The sequence below is a fragment of the Burkholderia sp. Bp9016 genome (assembly GCF_003857765.1).
Classification (GTDB): Bacteria; Pseudomonadota; Gammaproteobacteria; order Burkholderiales; family Burkholderiaceae; genus Burkholderia.
Genome location: NZ_QTPY01000001.1, coordinates 395,478 through 419,506, shown reverse-complemented (window position 1 = coordinate 419,506; position 24,029 = coordinate 395,478). Strand labels below are relative to the sequence as shown.

At 64.5% G+C, this 24,029-nt stretch carries 23 protein-coding genes and 1 pseudogene; 15 read left to right on the top strand and 9 right to left on the bottom strand.

What is annotated here, in order from left to right:
- Window positions 1–3 precede the first annotated feature (3 nt).
- The 3 genes and pseudogenes from DIE13_RS02045 (at window position 4) to DIE13_RS02035 (ending at window position 2,497) form a co-directional block, all read left to right on the top strand.
- Window positions 4–1,845, top strand: coding sequence for an NAD(P)-dependent oxidoreductase (locus DIE13_RS02045; protein ID WP_124825570.1), 1,842 nt, complete (start codon window positions 4–6; stop codon window positions 1,843–1,845).
- A gap of 27 nt (window positions 1,846–1,872) precedes the next feature.
- Window positions 1,873–2,067, top strand: a pseudogene (locus DIE13_RS33775) (hypothetical protein); the annotation flags it as partial.
- On the top strand, window positions 2,027–2,497 hold the full coding sequence (locus DIE13_RS02035; RefSeq protein ID WP_124825569.1) for an FAD-binding protein: 471 nt from the start codon (window positions 2,027–2,029) through the stop codon (window positions 2,495–2,497). The pseudogene DIE13_RS33775 and the gene DIE13_RS02035, both read left to right, overlap by 41 nt.
- 167 nt (window positions 2,498–2,664) lie before the next feature.
- Here DIE13_RS02035 and DIE13_RS02030 read toward each other — a convergent pair whose 3' ends face one another.
- The 6 genes from DIE13_RS02030 to DIE13_RS02005 form a co-directional block, all read right to left on the bottom strand.
- Window positions 2,665–3,852, bottom strand: a complete 1,188-nt coding sequence (locus DIE13_RS02030) for a porin (RefSeq protein ID WP_124825568.1) — start codon at window positions 3,850–3,852, stop codon at window positions 2,665–2,667.
- Between the two features lie 474 nt (window positions 3,853–4,326).
- On the bottom strand, window positions 4,327–5,370 hold the full coding sequence (locus tag DIE13_RS02025) for an amidohydrolase (protein WP_124825567.1): 1,044 nt from the start codon (window positions 5,368–5,370) through the stop codon (window positions 4,327–4,329).
- A 3-nt stretch (window positions 5,371–5,373) separates the two neighbouring features.
- Window positions 5,374–6,066: an ABC transporter ATP-binding protein gene (locus DIE13_RS02020; RefSeq protein WP_124825566.1), complete on the bottom strand. Its 693-nt coding sequence runs from the start codon at window positions 6,064–6,066 to the stop codon at window positions 5,374–5,376.
- A 4-nt stretch (window positions 6,067–6,070) separates the two neighbouring features.
- Complete coding sequence (locus tag DIE13_RS02015; protein WP_124825565.1) at window positions 6,071–6,832, bottom strand: ABC transporter ATP-binding protein; 762 nt, start codon at window positions 6,830–6,832, stop codon at window positions 6,071–6,073.
- The gene (locus DIE13_RS02010) at window positions 6,829–7,821 is read right to left on the bottom strand and encodes a branched-chain amino acid ABC transporter permease (RefSeq protein ID WP_124825564.1); all 993 of its coding nucleotides are present in this window, start codon (window positions 7,819–7,821) and stop codon (window positions 6,829–6,831) included. The genes DIE13_RS02015 and DIE13_RS02010 overlap by 4 nt, the downstream gene beginning before the upstream one ends.
- Before the next feature lie 34 nt (window positions 7,822–7,855).
- On the bottom strand, window positions 7,856–8,722 hold the full coding sequence (locus DIE13_RS02005; RefSeq protein WP_124825563.1) for a branched-chain amino acid ABC transporter permease: 867 nt from the start codon (window positions 8,720–8,722) through the stop codon (window positions 7,856–7,858).
- Between the two features lie 484 nt (window positions 8,723–9,206).
- Here DIE13_RS02005 and DIE13_RS02000 point away from each other — a divergent pair, with 484 nt between their 5' ends.
- From DIE13_RS02000 to DIE13_RS01945, 12 genes are all read left to right on the top strand, one after another.
- A complete protein-coding gene (locus DIE13_RS02000) occupies window positions 9,207–9,620 on the top strand; it encodes a Zn-ribbon domain-containing OB-fold protein (RefSeq protein WP_124825562.1) in 414 nt (137 codons plus the stop codon).
- 23 nt (window positions 9,621–9,643) lie between these two features.
- Window positions 9,644–10,822, top strand: a complete 1,179-nt coding sequence (locus DIE13_RS01995; RefSeq protein ID WP_124825561.1) for a thiolase C-terminal domain-containing protein — start codon at window positions 9,644–9,646, stop codon at window positions 10,820–10,822.
- Window positions 10,823–10,904: 82 nt separating this feature from the next.
- Entirely contained in the window at window positions 10,905–12,110 is a 1,206-nt protein-coding gene (gene pcaF, locus DIE13_RS01990) for a 3-oxoadipyl-CoA thiolase (protein WP_124825560.1), read from the top strand.
- Between the two features lie 138 nt (window positions 12,111–12,248).
- Complete coding sequence (locus DIE13_RS01985; protein WP_124825559.1) at window positions 12,249–13,394, top strand: Re/Si-specific NAD(P)(+) transhydrogenase subunit alpha; 1,146 nt, start codon at window positions 12,249–12,251, stop codon at window positions 13,392–13,394.
- Window positions 13,395–13,417: 23 nt separating this feature from the next.
- On the top strand, window positions 13,418–13,735 hold the full coding sequence (locus DIE13_RS01980) for an NAD(P) transhydrogenase subunit alpha (RefSeq protein WP_124825558.1): 318 nt from the start codon (window positions 13,418–13,420) through the stop codon (window positions 13,733–13,735).
- Window positions 13,732–15,183, top strand: coding sequence for an NAD(P)(+) transhydrogenase (Re/Si-specific) subunit beta (locus DIE13_RS01975; RefSeq protein ID WP_124825557.1), 1,452 nt, complete (start codon window positions 13,732–13,734; stop codon window positions 15,181–15,183). The genes DIE13_RS01980 and DIE13_RS01975 overlap by 4 nt, the downstream gene beginning before the upstream one ends.
- 187 nt (window positions 15,184–15,370) lie before the next feature.
- Window positions 15,371–16,141 (top strand): enoyl-CoA hydratase/isomerase family protein, encoded by a 771-nt coding sequence (locus DIE13_RS01970; protein WP_124825657.1) that lies wholly within the window; start codon window positions 15,371–15,373, stop codon window positions 16,139–16,141.
- A 99-nt stretch (window positions 16,142–16,240) separates the two neighbouring features.
- Window positions 16,241–17,407 (top strand): acyl-CoA dehydrogenase family protein, encoded by a 1,167-nt coding sequence (locus tag DIE13_RS01965; RefSeq protein WP_124825556.1) that lies wholly within the window; start codon window positions 16,241–16,243, stop codon window positions 17,405–17,407.
- Window positions 17,408–17,416: 9 nt separating this feature from the next.
- Window positions 17,417–18,292 carry a 3-hydroxyacyl-CoA dehydrogenase family protein gene (locus DIE13_RS01960; protein ID WP_124825555.1) on the top strand — a complete coding sequence of 292 codons (876 nt, stop codon included), beginning with the start codon at window positions 17,417–17,419 and terminating at the stop codon, window positions 18,290–18,292.
- A gap of 95 nt (window positions 18,293–18,387) precedes the next feature.
- A complete protein-coding gene (locus DIE13_RS01955) occupies window positions 18,388–18,975 on the top strand; it encodes a 3-hydroxyacyl-CoA dehydrogenase family protein (RefSeq protein WP_260435022.1) in 588 nt (195 codons plus the stop codon).
- 41 nt (window positions 18,976–19,016) lie between these two features.
- The gene (locus DIE13_RS01950; RefSeq protein ID WP_124825554.1) at window positions 19,017–19,487 is read left to right on the top strand and encodes a MaoC/PaaZ C-terminal domain-containing protein; all 471 of its coding nucleotides are present in this window, start codon (window positions 19,017–19,019) and stop codon (window positions 19,485–19,487) included.
- A gap of 94 nt (window positions 19,488–19,581) precedes the next feature.
- Window positions 19,582–20,427, top strand: coding sequence for an oxidoreductase (locus DIE13_RS01945; protein WP_124825553.1), 846 nt, complete (start codon window positions 19,582–19,584; stop codon window positions 20,425–20,427).
- A gap of 81 nt (window positions 20,428–20,508) precedes the next feature.
- On the opposite strand, the gene DIE13_RS01940 is transcribed toward DIE13_RS01945, so the two are convergent.
- From DIE13_RS01940 to DIE13_RS01930, 3 genes are read right to left on the bottom strand one after another with little or no spacing between them, the layout of a single operon-like run.
- Window positions 20,509–21,252, bottom strand: coding sequence for an SDR family NAD(P)-dependent oxidoreductase (locus tag DIE13_RS01940; protein ID WP_124825552.1), 744 nt, complete (start codon window positions 21,250–21,252; stop codon window positions 20,509–20,511).
- Window positions 21,249–22,952 carry a class I adenylate-forming enzyme family protein gene (locus tag DIE13_RS01935; RefSeq protein WP_124825551.1) on the bottom strand — a complete coding sequence of 568 codons (1,704 nt, stop codon included), beginning with the start codon at window positions 22,950–22,952 and terminating at the stop codon, window positions 21,249–21,251. The genes DIE13_RS01940 and DIE13_RS01935 overlap by 4 nt, the downstream gene beginning before the upstream one ends.
- Before the next feature lie 25 nt (window positions 22,953–22,977).
- Window positions 22,978–23,757: an enoyl-CoA hydratase-related protein gene (locus DIE13_RS01930; protein ID WP_124825550.1), complete on the bottom strand. Its 780-nt coding sequence runs from the start codon at window positions 23,755–23,757 to the stop codon at window positions 22,978–22,980.
- Window positions 23,758–24,029 lie beyond the last annotated feature (272 nt).

The following is a 24,029-nucleotide window of genomic DNA, read 5'->3' as shown; positions in this document are numbered from 1 at the left end:
AACGTGAAGACAATCGGATATATCGGCCTGGGGTCGATGGGATCCGCGCTCGCTCTCCGGCTGCTGGACGAGTACCAACTGATCGTCTGGGACCTGAATCCTGCGGCCGCGTCGGCATTCGAGGCGCTCGGAGCAGTCGTCGCTTCGTCGGCCGCGGAACTCGCTCGCCGATGCGATCTGATCCTGCTGTGTCTGCCGCGGACGTCGGATGTCGATGCGTTGATCTTCGGCGATGGCGGCCTTGCAGGCGGTCTTCGCGCCGGCACGTTGATCATCGACCAGACGAGCGGGATTCCCGCGCAAACCCGCGCTCTCGCCGTGCGGCTTGTCGAGTCGGGAGTCGCGTTGATCGACGCGCCGGTTTCGGGCGGAGTCGTCGGCGCGAACGCGGGCACGATTTCCATCATGGTGTCCGGCCCGGGGGTGGCTTGCGAGACCGCGCTCCCGGTGCTTCGGGCAATCAGTCCGAATGTATTCCGGTGCGGCGATCAGGTCGGCGACGGACAGGCGATGAAGCTCGTCAACAACTTGCTGAGCGCCGGGTGCCGGTTGTCGACACTCGAAGTCATCGCGATGGGCCGGAAGATGGGGGTGTCGCTCGCAGCATTGACGGATGCGGTGAATCGGGGCTCCGGTCGCAACCGTACCACCCGTACGACGCTGTCGGAACTGGCCGCAGGGAAGCTCATGCCGAGCCGTTTCGCGATGGCGCTGATGCTCAAGGACATGAACCAGGCGATCCAGCTTGCCATGGACAACGGCGTGCCGACGCCGCTTACGAACATCGTGCGCGGATTGCTTCAGATCGGTGTCAGTACGCTGGGCGAGACGGCGCAACTCGAGCAGGCCATCGAGCTCGTTGAGTCGATGGCGGGTACGCGGATCATGGATGCGGAGGCGGGCTCGCCCGCAGTTTCCGGGGCGTTGCCGCGGGCCGTGGCCGGCGCGCACGGCACACCACCGCGGATCGGCTATGTCGGTCTCGGCACGATGGGCGGCGCGCTCGCGCGGCGTCTGCTCCTGTCGCATCCGGTGCGCGTGTTCGACCTGAAGGCGGACGCAAGGCTCGCGCTCGAAGCGGTCGGCGCGACGGTGGCGGAGGATCTGCCTTCGCTCGCGCGTGACTGCGACGTGATCTTCATCTGTGTGCCGACGTCGGCCGCGGTGCGGGCGCTGATTTTCGGCGAGGGCGGGCTGGCCGAAGGATTGTCGCCCGGCAAGATCGTCGTCGATCAGACCACAGGCGATCCTTCGATGACCGTCGCCATCGGTGCGGAGCTGCGGCAGCTCGGCGTGTCGTTGATCGATGCACCAGTGGCAGGCGGTGCGCGTGGCGCCGTCGCCGGAACGATCGCGATCATGTGCGGCGGCCAGGACGATGCGTTCGATGCGGTGCACCCGATCCTCGCATCGATCAGCCCGAATGTCGTGCATTGCGGGCCCCTCGGCAACGGCCATATCACGAAACTCGTCAACAACGCGATATCGACATGTAACTGCCTGCTCACATACGAGGCAGCGTCGATCGCAGTGAAGGCCGGACTCAAGCTCGACACGGTCGCGACCGTGATCAACCGCAGCACCGGATGGAGTGCCGCCTCGGAGCGGATCCTGCCGTCGCTGTCGGAGGGCAGGGCGACCGCGGATTTCCAGTTGCAATGGATGGTCAAGGACCTGCAACTGGCAGGACGAATGGCACTCGCCTGCGGTGCGCCGATGCTGGTCGCGAGAACCGTGTGCAGCCTGTACGAGGCCGGTGCGCACATGCTTGGCAAGACCGAGAACATCGATGCGATTGCGCGTTTTTTCGAAACGACGGCGGATGTTCGTTTCGTCGGTGCATGAGCGGCAGCACGGGCGGGCGCGTTCGGCAAGAACGGGACGCCCCGGATCGCCGCGACGCCGGACATTGCGCAAATCCGCGACGTGACGGCGGCGCCAGGCACGGATAGATTCGAACGTCCGATCCAGGCTGGCAACGCGATCGCGACCGTGCGCTCGTCGAATCCTGTCAAGGTGCTGACGGGTGCCGACCACCGCATTCGAATTGATGGCGACGAGCAGTAAGGATGTACGTATCGAACCCGTCGAAGCGGTTGATGCAGGCAGGGCGTCGTTCATCCATCGCGACATCGAGTCGTCAACTCGGTCCGAGCTGACGAGTGCCGACATCATCGTGTCGGGCGGATGCGGTGCCGGTAGCGTGGACAATATCGCGGTGGCATTCGGCGCTTCTCGCGCGGCGATGGATACAGGGGATTTGCCAAACGACAGTCAGGCCGGCCAGACCGGCAAGATCGTCGCGTCGCGGTTGTACCTCGCCGTCGGCATCTCGGGCGCGATTCAGTATCTTGCAGAGATGAAGGATTCGGAAATCGTCTTCGCGGTGTACAAGGACAGCGATGCGCCAATCTTTGGTGCCACCGCTTGCGGCCTTGCCGGCGGCTCGTTCACGATGATTCCGGAGTTGGTCGATTTTCAGAAGCCGGCACCGTAGTCCGGCAAGCATCGTGCGAGGGGCTCGTACGCGATGTCTGCCGATACGGCATGCCGACGTCTTCCTTCCTGATCGGCCGGCGACGTGATGCGAGGTCCGACTGATATCCTTTCCTGCGTCGATTTCCCGCGATGTCCGCCGCGTCGACGCGGCGGAACCGCGCATCCTCAGAACTTATGCCGCAAGGCGAGGCGTGCGAGGATCTGATGGTTATTCGACGAATCGCCGAGCGAATCGATATCCGCGACCGCCCGCGTACCGAGCGACGACGTGCCGGACGCACGCTGCCAGCCGACACCGAGGTAGACGTCGGTGCGCTTCGACAGGAAGTAGTCCGCGAGGAACGACACCTGGTGGTAGTGTTGGTTACCGACCGTGCCGCCGGCGGCCTTCGATACGCCCGCACCGATCACGTAGTCGTAGGCGACACCCATGAACAGGGCCGGGCTGAACTGGTATCTCGCGCCGACGTCGTAGCTGTTGAAGCGTGCCGTGCCGTTCGCATACGCGGCGCCGAGGTGCGCATACTGGACGTTCGAGAACGACGCGGCGAGTGTCAGTGCGGAAATCGCGTAGTTCGCTGACACCATTGCGACCTGATACGCCTGCGCGCCCGTATATCCGCTGTTCAGCGATTGCGAGAGCGTCGTCGCGCCATTCGCGTTGCCGGTGAAGAAGCCTGAACCCGGGGTCGCGGACGTCGGCGTCTTGAAATACTCGAATGCGGCCGCGACCTTGAGCGGGCCGGTTGCATAGGCCGCGCCGACAGAGTAGCCGCTGTTCGACGTGACGTTGCCGGCGATGCCGCCCACGCTGTACTCACCGCCGAACGTGAAGCCGCTGTAATCCCGGCTCATGAAGCGGATCGCGTTGTTGACGCGCAGACCGTTGCCCGCGTTGTCGATGTCGCCCGGATGCGTCGCATAGTCGCCGCCGAGCAGGTTCGAGCCGGTGAGCGGAGCCGGAATGTAGAAGATGATGTCGTACTGGCGCCCGAACGTCAGGGTGCCGAACTGGTCACCAGCGATGCCGACGAAGGCCTGCCGGCCGAACTGGGCACCGCCCTGTGCGGCCGTCCCGTTATTCAGGTTGACTCCCGACTCGAGCGTGAAGATCGCCCGCCATCCGCCGCCGAGATCCTCCTTCCCGGTGAGTCCCCATCGGCTGCCCATCAGCCCGCTCAACGACTCGAGGTAGATCTTCTTGCCGCCGCTGGCGCCACCCGTATTGCTCAGATACATCAACCCCTCATCGATCACGCCATACAGCGTTACAGTGCTTTGTGCGTGGCTGGCGGAGGCGGGCAGTGCGAGTGCCGCGCAGCACAGCAGCGAGCGTTTCATTTTCGATTTCATACGGATCGTCTCCAGGTGTATATAGTTAGATATCCAGATGAGTGGTCTTAATCGAGCTTGCCAAGATTCATCGGACAGGCATCAAACGCAACGTCCGTGCCAGACGGGAGAAGAAAGGATGAATGGCGCGAAGGCGATCACAGGTGAGGTGTGTGGCGGGACATATCTCCGATGTGGTCAAATGGAAAACGAGATCAATAGGGGTAACTAACCAGTACTCTGTTTTCGTAAGATGAATGCCGAGTCGGTCTGAATGCCTTTTTCACGGCTTTGCGATTGCCCTTGAAAAATCCATGTTCTCTGTGGCGACAGTAGCGTTCTCGCAGAGCACACTGCCTTGAAAGTCGACTGCGGGATCGGCGCGCGAACGCCGCGCGTGACGACGCGGTCGTGCAACGAACGGAGAGGGGGCAGCGGGGAGTGATCCGGCGTACAGGCGGTTGAAGCCGGCACACCGGAAAGACAGGCGGGACGTTATGCGAAATCAGGCAGATCGATGCGGTAGACGCGCGCGGCGGTTCCATGGAATAGCGCGGCCTTCTCGGCCGGCGAGGCGGCGCGGGTGAGATGCTTCAGCGCGTTCCAGATCGGCACGAAGCCGCCGGACCGACCGTCCGGAGGATAGTTGCTTTCCATCATGCAGCGCTCGGTACCGAATGCCTCGATGCAAGTCTCGACGTGCGGCCGCCAGGTCGCGGCAAGCTCCTCGTAGCCGATCGGATCCTCACGCTCCTCGAAGCGGAAGCCCCAGAACGGCATCCCGAGGCCGCCGATCTTGCAGTGCACGTTCGGCCGTCGTGCGACCTCGACGATGGCGCGATGGTACTGACGATACACATCGGCGCGTGCGTCGTCGTCCATGTCCATGGCCATCGGGTGGCCGCAGTGATCGAGCACGATGACGGCATCCGGGAAAGCGTCCGCGAGATCGATGATGTCCTGCAACTGATGATGAAACACCGCCGCATCGAAGCTCAAGCCGCGTTTCACCAGCTCGGCGAACCCTTCGCGGAAGCGGGGGCTCTGCATCACGCCGCGCGGCGGACGATGCGTGATGAAGCGGTACGGTGCGTCGGTCGGATCGTTGATCGACACCTGCCGAATGCCGCGAAAGCGATCGGGCGCGCTCGTCAGCGCACGGTCGAGCAATTCGGCGACCGGTGCACCCAGCCGCAGATCGGCGTAGCCGACGATTGCTGCAGCTACACGACAGTCGCCGTATTCGCCGCTCGCGCAAATCGCGCCAATGCCGTTCGCAAATTCGATTTCGCCGATGGGACGCATCAGCGCGGGGCCGGTCTGACGCGCGAATGCCTGTGTTTCCAGATAGACGGATGCGACGATGCGATGGCCGGCGCGTGTATCTGCCAGGTAATCGTCGAGCATGTAACGGATCGGCGGCCGGTCGTACAGATGGTGATGCGCATCGATGATCGGGAGATCCGGATCGAGGATCGGCTCGTCGCGGCCCGCCAGGAGCTGGTGATGAATTGATGGGTCGAAAGTTCGGGTCGTCATGGGTTACAGGTATTCCTCTGCGAGAGCAAGTTCACGGATTTCGTCGACGCTTCCGCTGCGGCGCACTTCGCCGTTACGGATCACATATGCGCGATCGACGAGCTTCAGCGCCGGGCGCGCCATCTGTTCCGTCATGAGAATCGTCGTGCCGCGCTGCTGTAACGCACGGATTGCATCGCTCACATGGCCGATCCATACCGGCGCGAGACCGAGAAACGGCTCGTCGAGCAGCAACAGCTTCGGCATCGTGCTTGCGGCGCGGGCGATCGCGACGATCTGCTGCTGGCCGCCGCTCAGCTGGTTCGCCGGCTGATCACCGCGCTCCTCCAGCAACGGGAAGGTCTTGCGCATCCATTCGAGGTTATCCCGTGCCTGTGCGACCGGAATGCCGGTGGTGCCTGCCATCACGTTCTCCGTCACGCTCAGCGAACTGAATACGCGTCGGCCTTCTGGGGAGTAGCCGATACCGAGACGGGCGCGTGCCGGGCAGGAGATGGTCGACAGATCCGTGCCTTCGAACACGATTCGCCCGGACACGGCCGGTACCAGTCCAACGACCGCATTGATCAGGCTCGACTTGCCGGCGCCGTTCGAGCCGACCAGCAGCACCGATTCTCCCTGTTTCACTTCGATCGATACGTCGTGCAACGCCTCGATCCCGCCGTAGCGTACCCGCAGATTGTCGATGGTCAGCATGGGTTCATTCCTCCGTGACGCCGAGATAGGCATCGATTACGTCCTGGCGTGCCAGCACTTCGGCGGGCGGTCCTTCCGCGAGCAGGCGTCCGGCCTCGAGCACCAGGATGCGCGGGCACAGTCGGTGCACGAGATCCATGTCGTGCTCGACGATCAGCACGCCACATCCGAGCGTCGTGCGGGCGTGCGCGATGAAGCGGTCGACCTGCGTGCGCTCCCTGCGCTCGAGGCCCGCGGCCGGCTCGTCCAGCAGCAGGAAGCGCGGGCGCGTCGCGAGCGTCATGACCAGTCCGAGCATTTTCTGCAGCCCGTACGGAAGCTTGCCGCTCGGCTCGTGCAGATGCGGCAACAGCCCGAACTCGTCAAGCAGCGTGTCGAGTCCGAGCGACGGGCCGCTCTGCGCGGCGCCAAAACGTGTCGCACGGAACAGGTTTTCCTCGACGCTCACCTGGCTGAACGTGTTGGTCTGCTGGAAACTGCGCGCGATGCCAAGCCGGCTGACCATATGAAACGGCTTTGACGTGATGTCGCGTTCGCCGAGCAGGATGCGCCCGGCGGTGGGCCGCAGCATGCCGCAGATCACGTTGATCAGCGTTGTCTTGCCGGCCCCGTTCGGGCCGATCACGCCGACCACTTCGCCTTGCGGCACCGAGAATGAAATGTCGTTGAATACCTTGAGCCCGCCGAAACGCTTCGATGCGCCCTCGATGCGAAGCATCTGCCGGCTGGCGCCGGCCCGGGACTGAAGATCGTGCGTCGTGTTCATGCCTTCCTCCAGTGCATCGATTTGCGCTGCGCGTCGACGTGGGCCTTGCGGCGTGAGAACAATTTCATGCAGGTGCCGACGAGTCCACCGGGCGCGGCCATCATCACGACCACCAGCAGCAGACCGAAAAGCCCGGCCGAAAAACTAGCGTAGCCGCTGAAGATGTTCGTCATCACGATCAACAGCAGACTGCCGACGACGATGCCGAGCATCGAGCCGCGACCGCCGACGAAGGCGTAGGCGATGTAGTTGTTGATCGACCACGATGCGAACGAGCTGGGATGCGCGGTCGCGAGCATATTGACCAACGCAAAGCCCGCGAGCCCGGACACCCCCGCGGAGGCGACGAAACCGATCGTCCGGTATTTCCACACGGCGACGCCCAGGCTTTCCGCGAGCGTTTCGTTCTCGTCTATCGACGTAAATTCCGCGCGGAACCATTGCGTGACGAAAAGCGTGATCAGGGTCGCGATGAGGCAGATTGCGACGGTCACCAGGATCAACATCGACGACGAGCCGAGGTGGTAGCCGAGCAACGTGGCGCTGGGCACGTCGGAAATGCCGTCGGCGCCGCCCGTCAGCGTCGGTGTCTCGAAGATCACGAGCTGGAGGATTTCGTTGAACAGGAACGTGATGATGATGAAGTAGACGCCCTTTAGGCGCAGGACGATTGCACCGAGCGGAATGGCGACCAATGCGGGTATGAAGAACGATACGCCCATCAGCACCAACAGGTCGGTCATGCCTGCCTTCGCGAGCATGGCGGCCGCGTAGCCGCCGACGGCCATGAATGCGGGCACGGTGAACGACAAGAGGCCCAGCCGCAACGTGATGTAGACGGCAAGCGCGGCACTCACGCCGATCGCGCACTGGTAGGTGAGGGAATTCAGGAAGGTGTCGGCCGTGACAAGCGGCACGACGGCGAGCGGGAGGAGCAGCACGACGCCCCAGATATCGAGCTTGAAGTCGCGATGACGGTTCGGGTTCATGAGGATGAGCTCGCGAGTAAATTCGGGTTATGGATCAGGCCTTGCGTGCGACGGTGCCGAGCAGGCCCTGTGGCCGTACCAGCAGGATCAGCACGACCAGCACGAACAGCGCCAGCGCGCCTTGCGAGCCGCCGAGGTAGACGCTCGAATACGCTTCGATGATCCCGACGACGAACGCCGCGATCATTGCGCCGGTCACGCTGCCGAGGCCGCCCAGGATCACGACGATGAACGCCTTGCCGAGCACTGACTCGCCGCCGGTCGGCTCGAGCGCAAGCATTGGCGTCACGAGCGCGCCCGTCAGTCCGGCCAGTGCGGTCGCGATCCCGAATGCCATCGGAAACATCCGGGCGGGCGGGATGCCCTGCGCGCGCGCGACCGGCGCGTCGTCCGCCATGGCCCGCAGCGCGATGCCGTAGCGAGTGCGGAACACGAGGTAATACACGCCGACGATCGCAGCGACGCACACGGCCGTAACGACGATGTTCGGATAGGGGATGTAGAAGCCGGGGCCGCGCAGCGCACCCGTGATCGGGAAGCGGAAATCGACCGGCTCGGCACCGTAGAAGTAGGTGACCCCGGTGGTCATGATCTGGTAGATGCCGAGCGTGATCAGCATCGTTGCGAGATGGTCGCTCACGTACTTGTCGACGAACAGCCGCTGGACGACGTAGCCAAGGATGCCGGTCACGAGCGTCGCGATCAGCACGGCGGCCACGAACGGCAGGCCGAGCAGGGCGGACAGCGAATACGCGATGTAGCCGCCGAGGATGTAGAAGCCGCCGTGAGCGAAGTTGACCACGCCCATGATGCTGAATATGAGCGTGAATCCGATGCTGATCAGCGCGTACTGCGTGCCGAGTGTCAGCCCGTTCACGCCGGCTGCAATGAAGCTTTCCAAGGTGTGTCTCCGATTCTTAAAGTTGTCCATGTCGGGCTGGTCGCCCGAACCTGCCTGCAGGCTCGCAACAGTCGTGCCAAGCGGGAGCGGCCACCGCGCGTGGCGGTTCCAGGCGATTCCTGAAAATGCTGTCGTCGCGAGGAACAGGTGTGCGCGGAGAGGACGACCGCGCGCGCCACTTCGCTTTGGTGCCATGTCGCGGATCGTCGCATTCGGTTTCCGATGCATCGTTTGCCTGCGTACGGGGCTGTGTGCCTTCGTGCGGAAAGCGCGTGCGATGTGTGCGATGCAGACACGAATGTCGAATGGAAAGACAGTCGAGCCTGATACGGGCGGTGACCAGAGCACACGATCGTCTCCTGAAACCCATGTACGGCGGGCGGCCGGCGCGTTCTCGCGGCGGCCGGCACACGCCGGGACGTGACGTGGGTCGGGCTGGCACGCCGATTGCAGTATCGGGGGCTGACTGTCACGGAGAATCAAGATGGAAGACACCGTACCGCTGCCGTTGCCTGTCTCGAATGCCGATTCGTTGCCGTATTGGGAGGCGGCCCGGGCGCGCCGGCTCGTCATCCGGCGCTGTACCGCTTGCGAAGCGCGGCATTTCATGCCGCGTCATCTTTGCCCGGTCTGCTGGTCGGATCGACTCGAATGGGTGGACAGCAAGGGCACCGGTAGCGTCCACAGCTTCACGATCGTGCGCCGCGCGCCGATGGCCGCGTTCGCGGCCAACGTGCCTTATGTCGTGGCACTGATCGATCTCGACGAAGGGCCACGGATGATCGCCAACGTGATCGGTGACGACGCGCTGTCGGTGCGCATTGGTGACCGCGTCGGCGTGACGTTCGAGGATCGCGGCGACGGCGCGATGCTTCCGCAGTTCAACCGTATCTCGTAGTACGCCGACTGAAGGTAAGACTCATGAAAACAGCGGTATCGCTCAAGAACAGGATCGCCATCGTCGGCGTCGGGGAATCGGAGATCGGCCGCGTGCCGCACATGTCAGGGCTAGGGCTGAACGCTCAGGCGGCCAAGCGGGCGCTCGACGACGCGGGGCTGCAGGTGTCGGATATCGACGGCGTGCTGACGGCCTATTCGTTCACCGAGCCGTACTTCATGCTCGGATCGGTCGTCTGTGAATACCTCGGGGTGAAGCCACGCTTCAACGCATCGATCGTCGTGGGCGGCGCAAGCCCCGCCGTGATGCTGAAGCATGCGGCGGAAGCCATCGCGTCCGGCCAGGCAGAGACCGTGCTGGTCTGCGCGGGCGAAAACCGAGCGAGCGGCCAGACCCGCGATGCCGCGGTGGCATCGCTGATGGCGGTCGGCCATCCTTATTTCGAGCAGCCCTACGGCACGTCGATTCCCGGCTTTTACGCAATGATCGCGCAGCGGCACATGCACGAGTACGGCACGACACGCGAGCAGATGGCGGCCGTCGCGGTCAATACGCGCGCCCACGCGCTGCTGCATCCGAACGCGCATATGAAAACGCCGCTCACGGCCGAACAGGTGCTGACCGCGAAGCCGATCGCCGATCCGCTCGGCCTGCTCGACTGCTGCCTGATCTCCGACGCGGGTGGCGCATTCATCGTCACGTCGGCCGAGCGCGCGGCCGATTTGAAGTGCAGACCGATCTACCTGCAGGGAATCGGCGAATACCACACGCACGAGCATCTGCTCTGCGCGCCGAGTCTGACCGAATTCGGCGCCACCGAATCCGGCCGCATCGCATATGAAATGGCGGGCCTATCGCCGCGCGACATCGATGTTGCCGAGTTGTACGACTGCTTCACGATCGTGCCGATTATCGAGCTCGAGGAACTCGGTTTCTGCGGCCGCGGCGAGGGCGGAGCCTTCTTTGCCGACGGCCATGCGCGACTCGGCGGGACGCTACCCGTCAATACGCACGGCGGGATGCTGTCGCATGCGCACGCTGGCGCGGCGGGCGGCCTGTTCGGCATCGTCGAGGCCGTCCGGCAATTGCGTGGCGGGCTCGGCGCGCGCCAGGTGGAGGGTGCGGAGGTTGCGCTCGTCCACAACGAAGGCGGGATCCTGTCCTCGCACTGCACCGTGATCCTCGCGAATGCGAAGGGCTGACGAAGGCGCACCGCCGCGTGCAGCCGCGAGCATTGCGTATTCCCGCTGTCCCCTTTCTCATCTGACGGACTGTTGACTCCCCATGACTCGTGATGCCTTTGTTTGCGACGCCGTGCGGACGCCCTTCGGGCGCTACGGCGGCGCACTTTCCCAAGTTCGTGCCGACGACCTGGGCGCGGTACCGCTGCGCGCGCTGATCGCTCGCAACCCCGGCGTCGACTGGTCAGCCGTGACGGACGTGCTGTACGGCTGCGCGAACCAGGCCGGCGAGGACAACCGCAATGTCGCGCGGATGGCCGTGCTGCTTGCCGGCCTGCCGGATGTCGTGCCGGGTTCGACGATCAACCGACTGTGCGGTTCGGGTCTCGACGCGGTAGGTACTGCTGCTCGCGCGATCAGGTCCGGCGAAGCCGGCCTGATGATCGCGGGCGGTGTCGAGAGCATGAGCCGGGCGCCGTTCGTGATGCCGAAGGCAGAATCGGCTTTCGCCCGCGCGAACGCAATCTACGACACGACGATCGGGTGGCGCTTCGTGAATCGCCTGATGAAAGCGCAGTACGGCGTGGATTCCATGCCCGAGACCGCTGAAAACGTCGCGACCGACTATGGAATCGAACGGGACGCCCAGGACCGGATGGCGGTCGCATCGCAGCAGAAGGCGCTTGCCGCGCAACGACGCGGATTCTTCGACACCGAACTGACGCCGGTGACGGTTCCTCAGAAGAAGGGCGAGCCGATCGTCTTCAGTCGTGACGAGCATCCGCGCGATACGTCGCTAGAGGCGCTCGCGAAGCTGAAGGGCGTGGTGCGGCCCGACGGCAGCGTCACCGCCGGCAACGCCAGTGGCGTGAATGACGGCGCGTGCGCGTTGCTGCTCGCCGATGAGTCGTCGGCCGCGCGCCATGGTTTGACACCGCGTGCGCGGGTGGTCGGCATGGCGACGGCGGGCGTGCCGCCGCGCGTGATGGGTATCGGTCCCGCGCCGGCGACGGAAAAGGTGCTCGCGCTAACCGGTATCGCGCTTGACCGGATTGACGTGATCGAGCTGAACGAGGCGTTTGCCGCGCAGGGGCTTGCGGTATTGAGGCAGCTCGGACTCGCGGACGACGACCCGCGCGTGAATCCCAACGGCGGCGCGATCGCGCTTGGTCATCCGCTCGGCGCGTCCGGCGCGCGACTCGTAACGACGGCGATCAATCAGCTGCATGCATCGGGAGGACGCTACGCGCTTTGCACAATGTGCATCGGTGTCGGACAAGGCATCGCGGTCGTACTCGAGCGCGTCTGATTCAAGTGATGCGGGAGACGTCAGGGCCGGGGGCAGGCGTTACCCCGGCGCGTCGGCCCGCACCCTTTGGATGTGTGCGGAGCCGTCTGTCACTCGTCCCCGGCTTCCCGAACCATACTTACCCAAGGAGCAGCAGCCATGAACATTGGCGTGCCCGTAGAAACCGCGGCAGGCGAAACCCGTGTCGCCGTGACACCGGAAACGGCGAAGAAATTGACCGCCCAAGGCCATGTCGTGCGCATCGCATCCGGTGCGGGGGCGTTGTCGAACGCGCCCGATGACGCATACCGCGCGGCCGGCGCCGAGATGACGGATCAGGCGGGGGCTCTCGGCTGTGATCTCGTGCTGAAAGTGCGTGCGCCGGACGATGCTGAACTGGGCGGGTTTCGGCATGGCGCGGTACTCGTCGGCATGCTCGATCCGTTCGACGCGGGCCGCGCGCAGCGGCTCGCGGTGGCGGGGGTCACCGGCTTCGCGCTCGAGGCTGCGCCGCGTACGACGCGCGCGCAGAGTCTCGACGTGTTGTCGTCGCAGGCAAATATCGCCGGCTACAAGGCGGTGCTGGTCGCCGCGCATGCGTATCAGCGTTTCATGCCGATGCTGATGACGGCCGCCGGCACGGTGAAAGCAGCGCGGGTGCTGGTGCTCGGCGCGGGCGTGGCCGGCCTCCAGGCAATTGCAACCGCGAAACGGCTTGGCGCCGTGATCGAGGCGTCCGACGTGCGCCCGGCCGTGAAGGAACAGATCGAGTCGCTCGGCGCGAAATTCCTCGACGTCCCGTTCGAAACCGACGAAGAACGCGAGGCCGCGCAGGGCTCGGGCGGCTACGCGCGACCGATGCCGCCATCGTGGCTCGCGCGGCAGGCCGCGCTGGTACACGAACGAGCGAAGCAGGCCGACATCGTCATCTCGACCGCGCTGATTCCCGGCCGTACCGCGCCGACGCTGATTCCGGCGGAGACCGTGCGGTCGATGAGGCCCGGCTCGGTGATCGTCGATCTCGCGGCCGGCCGCGGCGTGCAGCACGGCACCCATACGGGAGGAAATTGTCCGTTGACCGAGCCCGACCGGATTGTCGTGCATCACGGCGTGACGATCATCGGGCATACGAATTTGCCTGCGATGGCGGCGGCAGATGCATCCGCGCTGTATGCACGCAATGTCCTCGATTTTCTGAAGCTGATCGTCGGTCAGGACGGCCGGTTGAACATCGATACCGACGACGACATCGTCGCGGCTACGCTGCTCACGCATGACGGCGCCGTAATGCGACACGCGGCATAGGTAATCACGAGAGGGGACAGGTAATGGAAGTCATCAATCACACGGTGATCAACGTGATCATCTTCGTGCTGGCGGTGTACGTCGGCTACCACGTCGTCTGGAACGTCACGCCGGCACTGCATACGCCGCTGATGGCCGTGACCAACGCGATCTCGGCGATCGTGATCGTCGGCGCGATGCTCGCGGCGGCGCTCACCGTCGGCTTGACCGGCAAGTTCTTCGGCACGCTCGCGGTCGCGCTCGCGGCCGTCAACGTGTTCGGCGGCTTTCTCGTGACGAGGCGAATGCTCGAGATGTTCCGCAAGAAGGAGCCGAAGGCGGCGAAGGAGGGCGCGCGATGAGCATGAACGTCGTCACCCTGCTGTACCTCGTCGCATCTGTGTGCTTCATCCAGGCGCTGAAGGGGCTGTCGAACCCGAAGAGCGCGCGCCGCGGCAACCTGTTCGGGATGGTCGGGATGGCCATCGCGATCGTCACGACAGTCGCACTGATCGTCAAGCAGGCGGCCTGGCTCGGCGCGAACCTGCCGCTCGGCATCGCGCTGGTGCTCGGCGCGCTGATCGTCGGCGGCGGTGTCGGTGCCTTCGTCGCCGCGCGCGTCGAGATGACGAAGATGCCGGAACTCGTCGCGGCGATGCACTCGCTGATCGGTCTCGCGGCCGTGTGCATCGCATATGCGGTGGTGTCCGAGCCGGAAGCGTTCGGGCTCGTGCCGCAGGACGCCGTCGCGTCGAACTTCATCCCGCACGGCAACCGCGTCGAGCTGTTCATCGGCACGTTCGTCGGCGCGATCACGTTCTCCGGGTCGGTGATCGCGTTCGGCAAGCTGTCGGGGAAGTACAAGTTCCGGCTGTTCCAGGGCGCGCCGGTCGTGTACGCGGGCCAGCACCTGATTAACCTGATGCTCGCGATCGCGATGCTCGGCTTCGGCGTCCTGTTCGTCATCACGCAGGCGTGGCTGCCGTTCATCATCATGACGGCGATCGCGTTCGTGCTCGGCGTGCTGATCATCATCCCGATCGGCGGCGCAGACATGCCGGTGGTCGTGTCGATGCTGAACTCGTACTCGGGCTGGGCGGCGGCCGGCATCGGCTTCTCGCTGAACAACGCGATGCTGATCATCGCCGGCTCGCTGGTCGGCTCGTCGGGTGCGATCCTGTCGTACATCATGTGCCACGCGATGAACCGTTCGTTCTTCAACGTGATCCTCGGCGGCTTCGGCGGCGAGGCGGCGGCCGGCGGCGCGGCGGGCGCGCAGGAGCAGCGCCCGGTGAAGTCGGGTTCGGCCGACGACGCGGCGTTCATGCTCGGCAACGCGGAATCGATCGTGATCGTGCCGGGCTACGGGCTGGCCGTCGCCCGTGCGCAGCACGCGCTGAAGGAGCTGACCGACAAGCTGATCGAGAAGGGCGTCAACGTGCGCTATGCGATCCACCCGGTTGCCGGGCGGATGCCGGGGCACATGAACGTGCTGCTCGCGGAAGCGGAAGTGCCGTACGACATCGTGTTCGAGATGGAGGACATCAACGGCGAGTTGGGCCAGGCCGACGTCGTGCTCGTGCTCGGCGCGAACGACGTGGTGAATCCGGCCGCGAAGAACGATCCGAAATCGCCGATCGCGGGGATGCCGATCATCGAGGCGTACAAGGCGCGCACGGTGATCGTCAACAAGCGTTCGATGGCGGCCGGCTACGCGGGCCTCGACAACGATCTGTTCTACATGGACAAGACGATGATGGTGTTCGGCGATGCGAAGAAGGTGATCGAGGACATGGTGAAGGCTGCATGACGATCCGCCATGCCACCTCTGGTTGTGTCAACCGAGACAACACAAAGTGTCTTCCCTGGCGACACGTTTGCATCCTCGGGGAGCGCCAAGGGTGGCTACCTGGTGCGGCCCGCGTGATCCGGCGCGGTGGCGCACTACTTGCTTGAAATCAGTTAAACGCATTCACCCCATTCCATTGGAGACCCCCATGCCGATTCGAACGAGCGTAGACGGTGAGATCGCAACCGTCACGCTGAACCGTCCCGAGGCCCTGAACGCACTCAGCTTCGCACTGTTGCAGGATCTGTCCGATGCGTTCGATTCCGTCGCGACATCCGGTGCACGCGCGCTCGTGATCACCGGGGCTGGCGACAAGGCGTTCTGCGCCGGCGCCGACATTCCGGAACTGATGGAGCGCGACCTCATCGCGCAACGCGACGGCGCGCTGTTCGGCCAGGCTGTATTCGCGAAGCTCGACCGTCTGCCGATTCCGTCGATCGCGGTGATCCACGGCTATGCGTTCGGCGCCGGCCTCGAACTCGCGCTGGCCTGCACTTTTCGTATCGCGACCGCGCAAGCCAGGGTCGGGCTTCCGGAGATCAAGCTCGGGCTGATTCCGGGCTATGGCGGTACGCAACGACTGCCGCGCTTAGTCGGCCAGGGGCGCGCGCTTGATCTTATCCTGTCCGGGCGCACCGTCGACGCGCAAGAGGCCGAACGCATCGGCCTGGTAAACGCGATCGTCGAAGGCGACGATCCGCAAGCGCTGGGTGCACAGTTTGCGGCGCGCTATACGCGTTTCAGCCTGTGCGCGTCCGCCTTCGCGCGCGACGCGGTCCGACGCGCGACGGATGTCGATCTCGCGGAAGGTCTGCGCATCGAGGCGGACCTGTCGACGCTCGCGTATCGCACCGCGGATGCGGTCGAAGGCATGCGTGCATTCGTCGAAAAACGCCCGGCGAGTTTTCGTGATGCGTGACACGACGCCCCTTTGCGACGGCCGCGCATCTCGCACGCTACGCACGGCCCGACCTAATGCTGTCCCGGCCCGCGAGGGCCGCCCGACCACGGAATTCCGATGAACGTACTGGAAAGAATCGATTCAGGCATTCGCCTCGACGACGACGAGCGGATGATCGTCGACAGCGTGATCGCACTCGCGCGCGAGCAGATTGCGCCGCGTGCGGCAGGCTACGACCGCAGCGGCGAGTTTCCGCGCGCAAACATCGACGCGATCAACGCGCTGGGCCTCAACGCGATGTTCGTACCCGAAGCGTACGGCGGCGCAAAATTGTCGTTCACGTGTTACGCGCTGTGCGTACGCGAGATCTCGAAGGCCTGCGCGTCCACCGGCATCATTTGGGCAACGAATTTCCACGCGATCAAGCCGCTGATCGAATACGGCAACGAGGCGAGCAAGGCCCGCTTCCTGCCGGCCGTCGTCGACGGTGCGCTCGCATCGCTCGCGATTTCCGAACCGGGCGCCGGGTCGGATGCTACCGGCATGCAGACGACGTTTCGCGAGGACGGCGATCACATCGTGATCAACGGCGGCAAGACATTCATCACGAACGGCGACGTTGCCGACTTGTATCTGCTGTTCGGCAAATGGGTGGGCATCGACGATCCGAAGCGGGCGATCTCGGTGCTAATCCTCGAGAAGGGCACGCCCGGTCTTACGGTGCTCGGCACCGAGCACAAGATGGGCACTCGCGGGTCCGGTACGGCGTCGCTGGCGTTCGACAACTGCCGGGTGCCGCGCGCCAACCTCGTCGGCGACCCCGGCGACGGCCTGCCGATCCTACTCGGTTCGCTGAACCGTTCGCGGCCGAGCGTCGCCGCGCATGCGTTGGGTATCGCGCGTGCCGCGTTCGAGGATGCGACCGCCTATATCAACGATCGCAAGCAGTCGGGCCGCAGGATCATCGAATTCCAGGGCATCCAGTTCATGCTTGCCGACCTCGCCTCGGAACTCGCGCTGTGCGAGTCGTGGCTGTGGCAGGTGGCGGGGATGATCGACGCGGGCGAGACCGATTTCGGCATCGAGGCGTCGATGCTGAAGATGCGGGCCACCGATGCGGCGATGCGCATCACGACCGATGCGGTGCAACTGCTCGGCGGCTACGGCTATTGCGCCGACTACCGCGTCGAGCGGCTGATGCGCGACGCGAAGATCACGCAGATCTGGGAGGGAACCAACCAGATTCACCGCCAGTTGATCGGACGAAGCTTCATTCGAAAATAGGAGACACAGATGACGCAAATCAAGACGGTCGGTGTGGCCGGCAGCGGCACGATGGGATGCGGGATCGCCATCGTCGCCGCACGTGCCGGTTTCGTGACCCGGGTGTACGACACCCGTCAGGACGCGCTGGATCGCGCGCGCAAGCAGACGGAGAGTTTCCTGAACAAATCTGCGGCGCGCGGCAAGATCCCCGCCGATGCGGTGCCGGAGATCATGTCGCGCTGGCACGGCACGACGCGGCTCGACGATCTCGCGGATTGCGATGTGGTGATCGAAGCGGTATTCGAGGATCTCGACGTCAAGCATCGGCTGTTTGGCGCGCTTGACACGATTTGTCCGCCCCACACGCTGTTCGCATCGAATACGTCGACGATCTCGATCACGGAAATCGCGGGGGGCTCGGGGCGTGCGGACCGCTTCGTCGGCATGCATTTCTGCCTGCCCGCGCAATTAATGAAGCTGATCGAGATGTCTCCCGGTCTAAATACGAGCTACGAGACGTTCGAACGCGCATGGGCATTCGCCGAAGCGCTCGGGCAGCGGCCCGTCAGGACGCAGGACACACCGGGTTTCATCCTCAACTACTTCCTGATCCCGTTCAACAACGACGCGATTCGCCTCGTCGAGCAGGGCGTTGCGGATCCGGCCGATATCGACCTGGCGATCAAGACGGCGCTTGGCTACCCGATGGGGCCGATGGAACTGCTCGATCTCGTCGGCATGGATACGCAACGGCTGTTGTGCGATGCGATGCACGGGCTCACGCATGAGCCGCGTGCAGCGTGCCCGCCTCTGGTTCGGCGGATGATCGCGGCCGGCTGGCTCGGCAAGAAGACGGGCCGCGGCTTCCATACGTACGACAACACGAAGATGTTCGGAGCATGACAATGACTTATCGAATCATTCAGGCGGGCGAGAGCCGGTCGTTTCCGGAGGGCCATGCGTTTGTCGACGCGGCACACGCCGATGGCCTTGCACGGGTGTTCGTCGGCGCGGGCGCGGGCGCGGCGTTCGCGGCCGAGCGGCGTGACGGCCGGCGCGTCGAGGATGCGCCGTTCGTTGCGATCGAGCTCGGGAATGAGTGCCTCGCGGTACATACCGGCGAGTCGGCGCGCGCCGATCTGGAAGGAGACGCCGCCCCGAACGTGTTCGGGTTCGCGCGATTCAGGCTCGGCACTGATGCACCGACGAATCTGATCGAACTGGTGAAGCCGGCCATCGCCGATCCCGACGCGTTGCGACACGCGAAGCAGGTGTTCGAGGCGGCGGGATTCGCGGTCGCGGTGTGCAGCGATGTTCCGGGCCGCATTGTCGACCGGCTTGTGCGGCCGTATTACAACGCGGCGCTGCGGCGGCTCGACGACAAGTTGGCGAGCGCCACCGACATGGACACGACGCTCAGACTCGGGCTCGGCTACCCGGAAGGACCGATCGCCCTGCTGGAACGCACCGGCCTCCAGCATCACTACACGGTCACGCAGGCGCTGTACGAAGCGCTCGGCGACAACGCCTATGCGCCCGCGCGCCGCGCGCAAATCGCGCATGTGCGCGCCCGGGACGGGCAGTAAGCCCTCGATCCGACAACCTTCATCCTTCAGGGAGCAGTCACATGACGTCCACCAGGCGGGGCCTCTACTGGGAAGATTTCGAAGTGGGCAGAACCTTCGAAACGCCGGCCCGCACGATCACGTCGACCGATATCGTCAATTTCGCCTGCCTGACGGGCGACTTCAACGAAGTCCACACAAACTGGGAGTACTGCAAGACGACCTCGTTCGGCGAGCCGATCGCGCACGGGCCGCTCGTCTACGGCGTGATCGGCGGGCTGCAATATGCGAGCGGCATCAACGACGGTACGCTGCTCGCGTTGCTGCAGATCGACGCGTGGCGGATGCTCGTGCCGGTCAAGCACGGCGACACGCTGCACGGCGAGTCGACAGTGCTAGAGCGCAAGGCGTCGAGCAAGCCGGATCGCGGCACCGTGAAGATGGAGCGGCGCTTCGTGCGCCACGACGGCACGGTCGTGCAGCAGATGGAAGTGACGATGCTGTATCGGCGTCGTCCGGTGCAAGCAGAGTAAGCGTGCCGGCAGAAATGGGCGGATCCGCTGCCCCGTCGACACCGGCCACGCGGGCATTCGGCCGGGTTTCCCAATTGTTTCAGGAGGACAGACAATGACGAATCGCACCCCTCGCACGTGGCTGATTACAGGCGCGGACAAAGGGCTCGGATACTCGACGGCGAAGGCCGCGCTCGAACAGGGTGATCGTGTCGTCGTGACGGTGCTGGCCGCCGACGGCAGCCATGCGCTGGCCACGGAGTTTCCCGACCGGTTACGCGCCTTTCATCTCGACGCGCGCGATCACCACCGTTTCGACGAAGTCGTCGAACGGGCGGCTGCGGAGTTCGGCAGTATCGACGTGCTGGTGAACAACGCCGGGTACGGTCTGCTCGCGGTCGCGGAGGCGACGCCCGCGGAGAAATACCGTGCAATGTTCGAGATCAATTTCTTCGGACTCGCCGAGATGACCCGTGCGGTGCTTCCCGTGATGCGCCGCCAGCGGTCGGGGCACATCATCAACCTGTCGTCGAAGGCCGGATTTGGTGCATCGGCCGGTTTCGCGTTCTACAGCGCGTCGAAATTCGCAGTCGAAGGCTACTCCGAGGCGCTGGCGATGGAAGTTCGGCACCTGGGCATTCGCGTGACAATCATCGAGCCGGGTGGCTTCCGCAGCGATTTCGCCGGGTCGTCGCTCGTGTCCGCGCAGATCAACGACGACGACTACGCGTCGATCAGCGCGATGATCAACGACTACGCCGCGCAACGCCACGGCAAGCAGCCGAGCGATCCGGCGAAGTTCGGCCCCGCTGTGTGCCGTCTGGTCGATGCGGAGGATCCGCCCTTGCGCTTGCCGCTTGGCGACGACAGCCTTGAATTCATTCGCGACGACCTGCGCACGATCGGTGCCGAGCTTGACCGCTGGGAAGCATTGTCGCGCTCGACGCGCGTGGATGCCTGATGGTTCAATGACGAACGGCCCGGGCCGCATGGTGCGTTCCGGGCCGTTATCGTATGTGCGCAGTACCGGCCCGGTGCGGGCTCAGTGAGCAATCCCCTGGCCACCGTCGACGTAGATCGTGTCGCCGGATAGGAAACGGCACGCGGGCGTGAACAGCGCCGCGACCAGTGCGCCGACTTCGTCGGCGGTTCCCGGCTGGCCGCGCGGAATCCGTTTCTCCAGGTAGGCGCGCAGTGGGCCGGACGCGATCGAGTCGGCATTCAGGTCGGTCTGGATATAGCCAGGCGCGACGTTCACTACCCGGATGCCCTTGTTACCCCATTCGACCGACAGGCAGCGCGTGATTGCGCCGACTGCCGCCTTGCTTGCGCAGTACGCGAGGTTGCGCTTTACGCCGAGCTTGTCGAAGAACGAGCCGATATTGACGATCAAGCCGCCGCCGGCGTCGATCAGGTGCGGGTACGCGGCCTGGCAGGCGGTCACCACCGATGTCGCGTTCATGTCCATCACCTGGTGCCATTGCTCGACGGGCAGCGTGGCGGACGACGCATCGACGTGCAGCCCGGCGTTGTTGACTAGCCCGGCGATGTGCCATCCGTTGCTGCGCAGGTCGCGGAGGACGGCAGCGAGCGTTTCGGGCTGCATCACGTCCGCGCGGCAAGCGATCAGGCGCGATGCGATGTCGTCGCGTATGCCAGCCGCAAGCGGCGACGCACCTGAGCGCGACACGCATGCCACCTGGCGGCCCTGCTCGGCAAGCGCTAGCGCAATGGCGGCGCCGATTCCCTTGCTGGCGCCGGTGACGACAATACATTCACGATTCATTCGGATGCTCCGGACAGGGTTTCGACCGCGGGTGTCGCGCGATAGCGGACGGACTGTGGCTGCAACTGCCCGCTTGCGACGCGCTGCACAAGCTCGCGCTTGAGGATCTTGCCGCTTGCGGTCAGCGGGAATTCGGTCAGCGTGATGAAGTATTCCGGCATGTCGAATTTCGACAGTCCTTCCTGCGCGAGATGGATGAGGACGTCCTCGGCGGTCGGTGGCACACCGTCCGCGATGATCGCGAGGCAAACCCTCTCTCCGAGACGGGGATCCGCGACTGCGAACGCCGCGGCCTTCTTGATTGCGGGGTGACGGTGCGCGTATTCCTCGATATGGGCGGGATGGATGTTGTGGCCGCCCCGGATGATCAGATCCTTCTTGCGTCCAACGATCTCGAGATTGCCTGCGTCGTCGAAGCGGCCGAGATCGCCGCTCATGAACCAGCCGCTGCTGTTGAACGACGATTCGGTAGCGGACTGGTTGTCGAAATAGCCGAGCATCAGTAGGCCGCCGCGTCCACCGATCTCGCCGACGTCGCCCGGCGCGGCCTCGAGGTCGGCATTGTCTGGTTGCCAAAGCCGGATCTCGTAACCCTCGCAGGATTTGCCGCAGGTGCCGGTGATCACGTCGAGCGTCGCATTCGGCTTCGTGTACTGATGCGATCCGCATTCCGTCATGCCGTACACGTTCTGCGGTTTCGCACCGAGCAACAGCAGCTTGCGCGCGGTCTCGGTCGGAATCAGGCTGCCGGCCATGTAGAACACGCGCACGGCGCCGAGCCGGTCGGCTCCGCGCCGGTCGACTTCCTGCAACAGGTCCATCGCATGGGTCGGCACGCCCATCACGTAGGTTGCACCGGTCGCCTCGATCCAGTCGAGCGGCGCGACGCCGGTGGCGGGGTCGTACATCACGAACTCGCAGCCGGTCACGAGCACTTGTTCGAGCCCCACGGTCGCGATGTGATGACTCATCGGGCTCAGCGTGAGCAAGACCGTGTTCGTGTCTTGCCCCCAGTCGGAGACGAGCGCACGCCCGTTCGCGAGCAGGGTGTTGTCGCTGTGCATCACGCCCTTCGGGGTGCCGGTCGTGCCGCTCGTAAACGCGAGATAGACGATCTGGTCCGGGTTCGCGCTGGGCAGCGGCAGCGGAATAACGGATTGCTGCCCGGGAAAGGGCATCGGATGGATGCCGGACGGGAGTGTGGTGTCCTCGGCGTGCAGCTGCGGCAGTGCGTACACGCGCTTCATGTGCGGGAGATCGGACGCAAATGCGAAGATGTTCGCGGTATTTGCATCGGCACCCCAGCCGGGCTGCGCGAAGAGCGCGCGGCAGTCGATGCGGCCGAGCATCGCGACGACTTCCGCGACGGTGTAGTTCTGGTGCAGCGACGGGTTGCAGACATAGCCGTTGCGCGAGCAAGCGAGCATGATCACCACCGTCTCGACGCGGTTCGGCAGCCACACCGACACACGATCGCCGGCGCGAAGCCCGCTGTCGTGGAGGTCGGAGGCCACCGCATCCGCCCACGCGACGAGTGCGCTCCACGTGAGCTGCCGCGAGCCGTCGCGCACCGCATGCGCATTGCCGCGCTCCACCGCATGGCGTTGCGCGAGCGAATACATCGTGTCGGTCTGCCAGATTCCCTTCAGGTAATACCGTCTCGCGGCGGCCGGATCATGCAGGGTAAGTAGGTGCGACATCGTTTGAACTCCGGAGGTGTGCGGTTCAATGACCGAAGCGATTGGCGTCTGGGCTGCGCCGCCCGGCAAATGCATCCGCCAGTTCGGCGTGCTCGTCGGTCTCGAGATAGCCACGCAGCAGCAAGTCGTGGGCCATTCGCGACAGGCCCGCGACACCGCCGTGCCGCGCATTGAATGCTGCCTTGATCGACGCGAGCGCAAACGCGCCGCGATCCGCGATTTCCAGCGCGAACCGACGCGTCGCGTCCGGCAACTCAGCGTCCGGCACCACCTGGTTGATCAGACCCCAGTCCAGCGCCTCGCGTGCGCTCAGCTTCGGATTGCGATACCACATCTCCTTCGCGCGTTTCTTGCCGACGAGATCCTCGAGATACCAGGTGCCGTAGCCCGCATCGAAGCTGCCGACCATCGGGCCGACCTGGCGGAATACCGCGCTCTCTTTCGCGATCGTGACGTCGCATACCATCTGCAGCACGTTGCCGCCGCCGACCGCGAAGCCGTTCACCGATGCGATCACCGGCTTCTGCAGCCGGTCGATGCTCTCGTACATCTCGAGTGTTGGGAGCACGCCTGCGTACAGCAGCGAATCCTCCATCCCGTCCTTGCGGCCCCCGGTGCAGAAGAATTTGTCGCCCGCGCCAGTCAGCACTATCACGCGGGTGCGCGTTTCGCGGCGGATCTCGTTGATGCAGTCCCGGATCTCGTGGCACATCCGGGCCGTAAACATGTTGCCATCGTGAGGACGATTGAGCGTGATGAAGCCGATCGGTCCTTCCTCGTGATAAATGATTTCCTCGAACTGCATTGATCTCTCCTCCAGTAAGGGTGTCAGGCAAGGTGCGGGCCGAACGTTGCGTCGGGTTGCCGCCTGCTTTCCTGATCACGTCGCCGGACGCGCGTCGCGCGGCCGGAAGTGCGGTGTGCTCGCACGAATTTTGCAAGTTTCATGCCATTCGAGAGGCGCCCCCGCGACGCTCGGTGCTTACCCTTGTTTGTGCTACGACCGGGGATGCGACGGAGTACGGCACGGCCCGTCCGGCGGGGCACTGTGCGCGATGCGTGTGCGATTGATGAGCG

Excerpts from the sequence above, each read along its gene's own strand:
- DIE13_RS02030 (WP_124825568.1), bottom strand. The coding sequence starts at position 3,852 with ATGAAATCGAAAATGAAACGCTCGCTGCTGTGCTGCGCGGCACTCGCA.
- DIE13_RS02025 (WP_124825567.1), bottom strand. The coding sequence starts at position 5,370 with ATGACGACCCGAACTTTCGACCCATCAATTCATCACCAGCTCCTGGCG.
- DIE13_RS02020 (WP_124825566.1), bottom strand. The coding sequence starts at position 6,066 with ATGCTGACCATCGACAATCTGCGGGTACGCTACGGCGGGATCGAGGCG.
- DIE13_RS02015 (WP_124825565.1), bottom strand. The coding sequence starts at position 6,832 with ATGAACACGACGCACGATCTTCAGTCCCGGGCCGGCGCCAGCCGGCAG.
- DIE13_RS02010 (WP_124825564.1), bottom strand. The coding sequence starts at position 7,821 with ATGAACCCGAACCGTCATCGCGACTTCAAGCTCGATATCTGGGGCGTC.
- DIE13_RS02000 (WP_124825562.1), top strand. The coding sequence starts at position 9,207 with ATGGAAGACACCGTACCGCTGCCGTTGCCTGTCTCGAATGCCGATTCG.
- DIE13_RS01995 (WP_124825561.1), top strand. The coding sequence starts at position 9,644 with ATGAAAACAGCGGTATCGCTCAAGAACAGGATCGCCATCGTCGGCGTC.
- pcaF (WP_124825560.1), top strand. The coding sequence starts at position 10,905 with ATGACTCGTGATGCCTTTGTTTGCGACGCCGTGCGGACGCCCTTCGGG.
- DIE13_RS01985 (WP_124825559.1), top strand. The coding sequence starts at position 12,249 with ATGAACATTGGCGTGCCCGTAGAAACCGCGGCAGGCGAAACCCGTGTC.
- DIE13_RS01980 (WP_124825558.1), top strand. The coding sequence starts at position 13,418 with ATGGAAGTCATCAATCACACGGTGATCAACGTGATCATCTTCGTGCTG.
- DIE13_RS01975 (WP_124825557.1), top strand. The coding sequence starts at position 13,732 with ATGAGCATGAACGTCGTCACCCTGCTGTACCTCGTCGCATCTGTGTGC.
- DIE13_RS01970 (WP_124825657.1), top strand. The coding sequence starts at position 15,371 with ATGCCGATTCGAACGAGCGTAGACGGTGAGATCGCAACCGTCACGCTG.
- DIE13_RS01965 (WP_124825556.1), top strand. The coding sequence starts at position 16,241 with ATGAACGTACTGGAAAGAATCGATTCAGGCATTCGCCTCGACGACGAC.
- DIE13_RS01960 (WP_124825555.1), top strand. The coding sequence starts at position 17,417 with ATGACGCAAATCAAGACGGTCGGTGTGGCCGGCAGCGGCACGATGGGA.
- DIE13_RS01950 (WP_124825554.1), top strand. The coding sequence starts at position 19,017 with ATGACGTCCACCAGGCGGGGCCTCTACTGGGAAGATTTCGAAGTGGGC.
- DIE13_RS01945 (WP_124825553.1), top strand. The coding sequence starts at position 19,582 with ATGACGAATCGCACCCCTCGCACGTGGCTGATTACAGGCGCGGACAAA.
- DIE13_RS01940 (WP_124825552.1), bottom strand. The coding sequence starts at position 21,252 with ATGAATCGTGAATGTATTGTCGTCACCGGCGCCAGCAAGGGAATCGGC.
- DIE13_RS01935 (WP_124825551.1), bottom strand. The coding sequence starts at position 22,952 with ATGTCGCACCTACTTACCCTGCATGATCCGGCCGCCGCGAGACGGTAT.
- DIE13_RS01930 (WP_124825550.1), bottom strand. The coding sequence starts at position 23,757 with ATGCAGTTCGAGGAAATCATTTATCACGAGGAAGGACCGATCGGCTTC.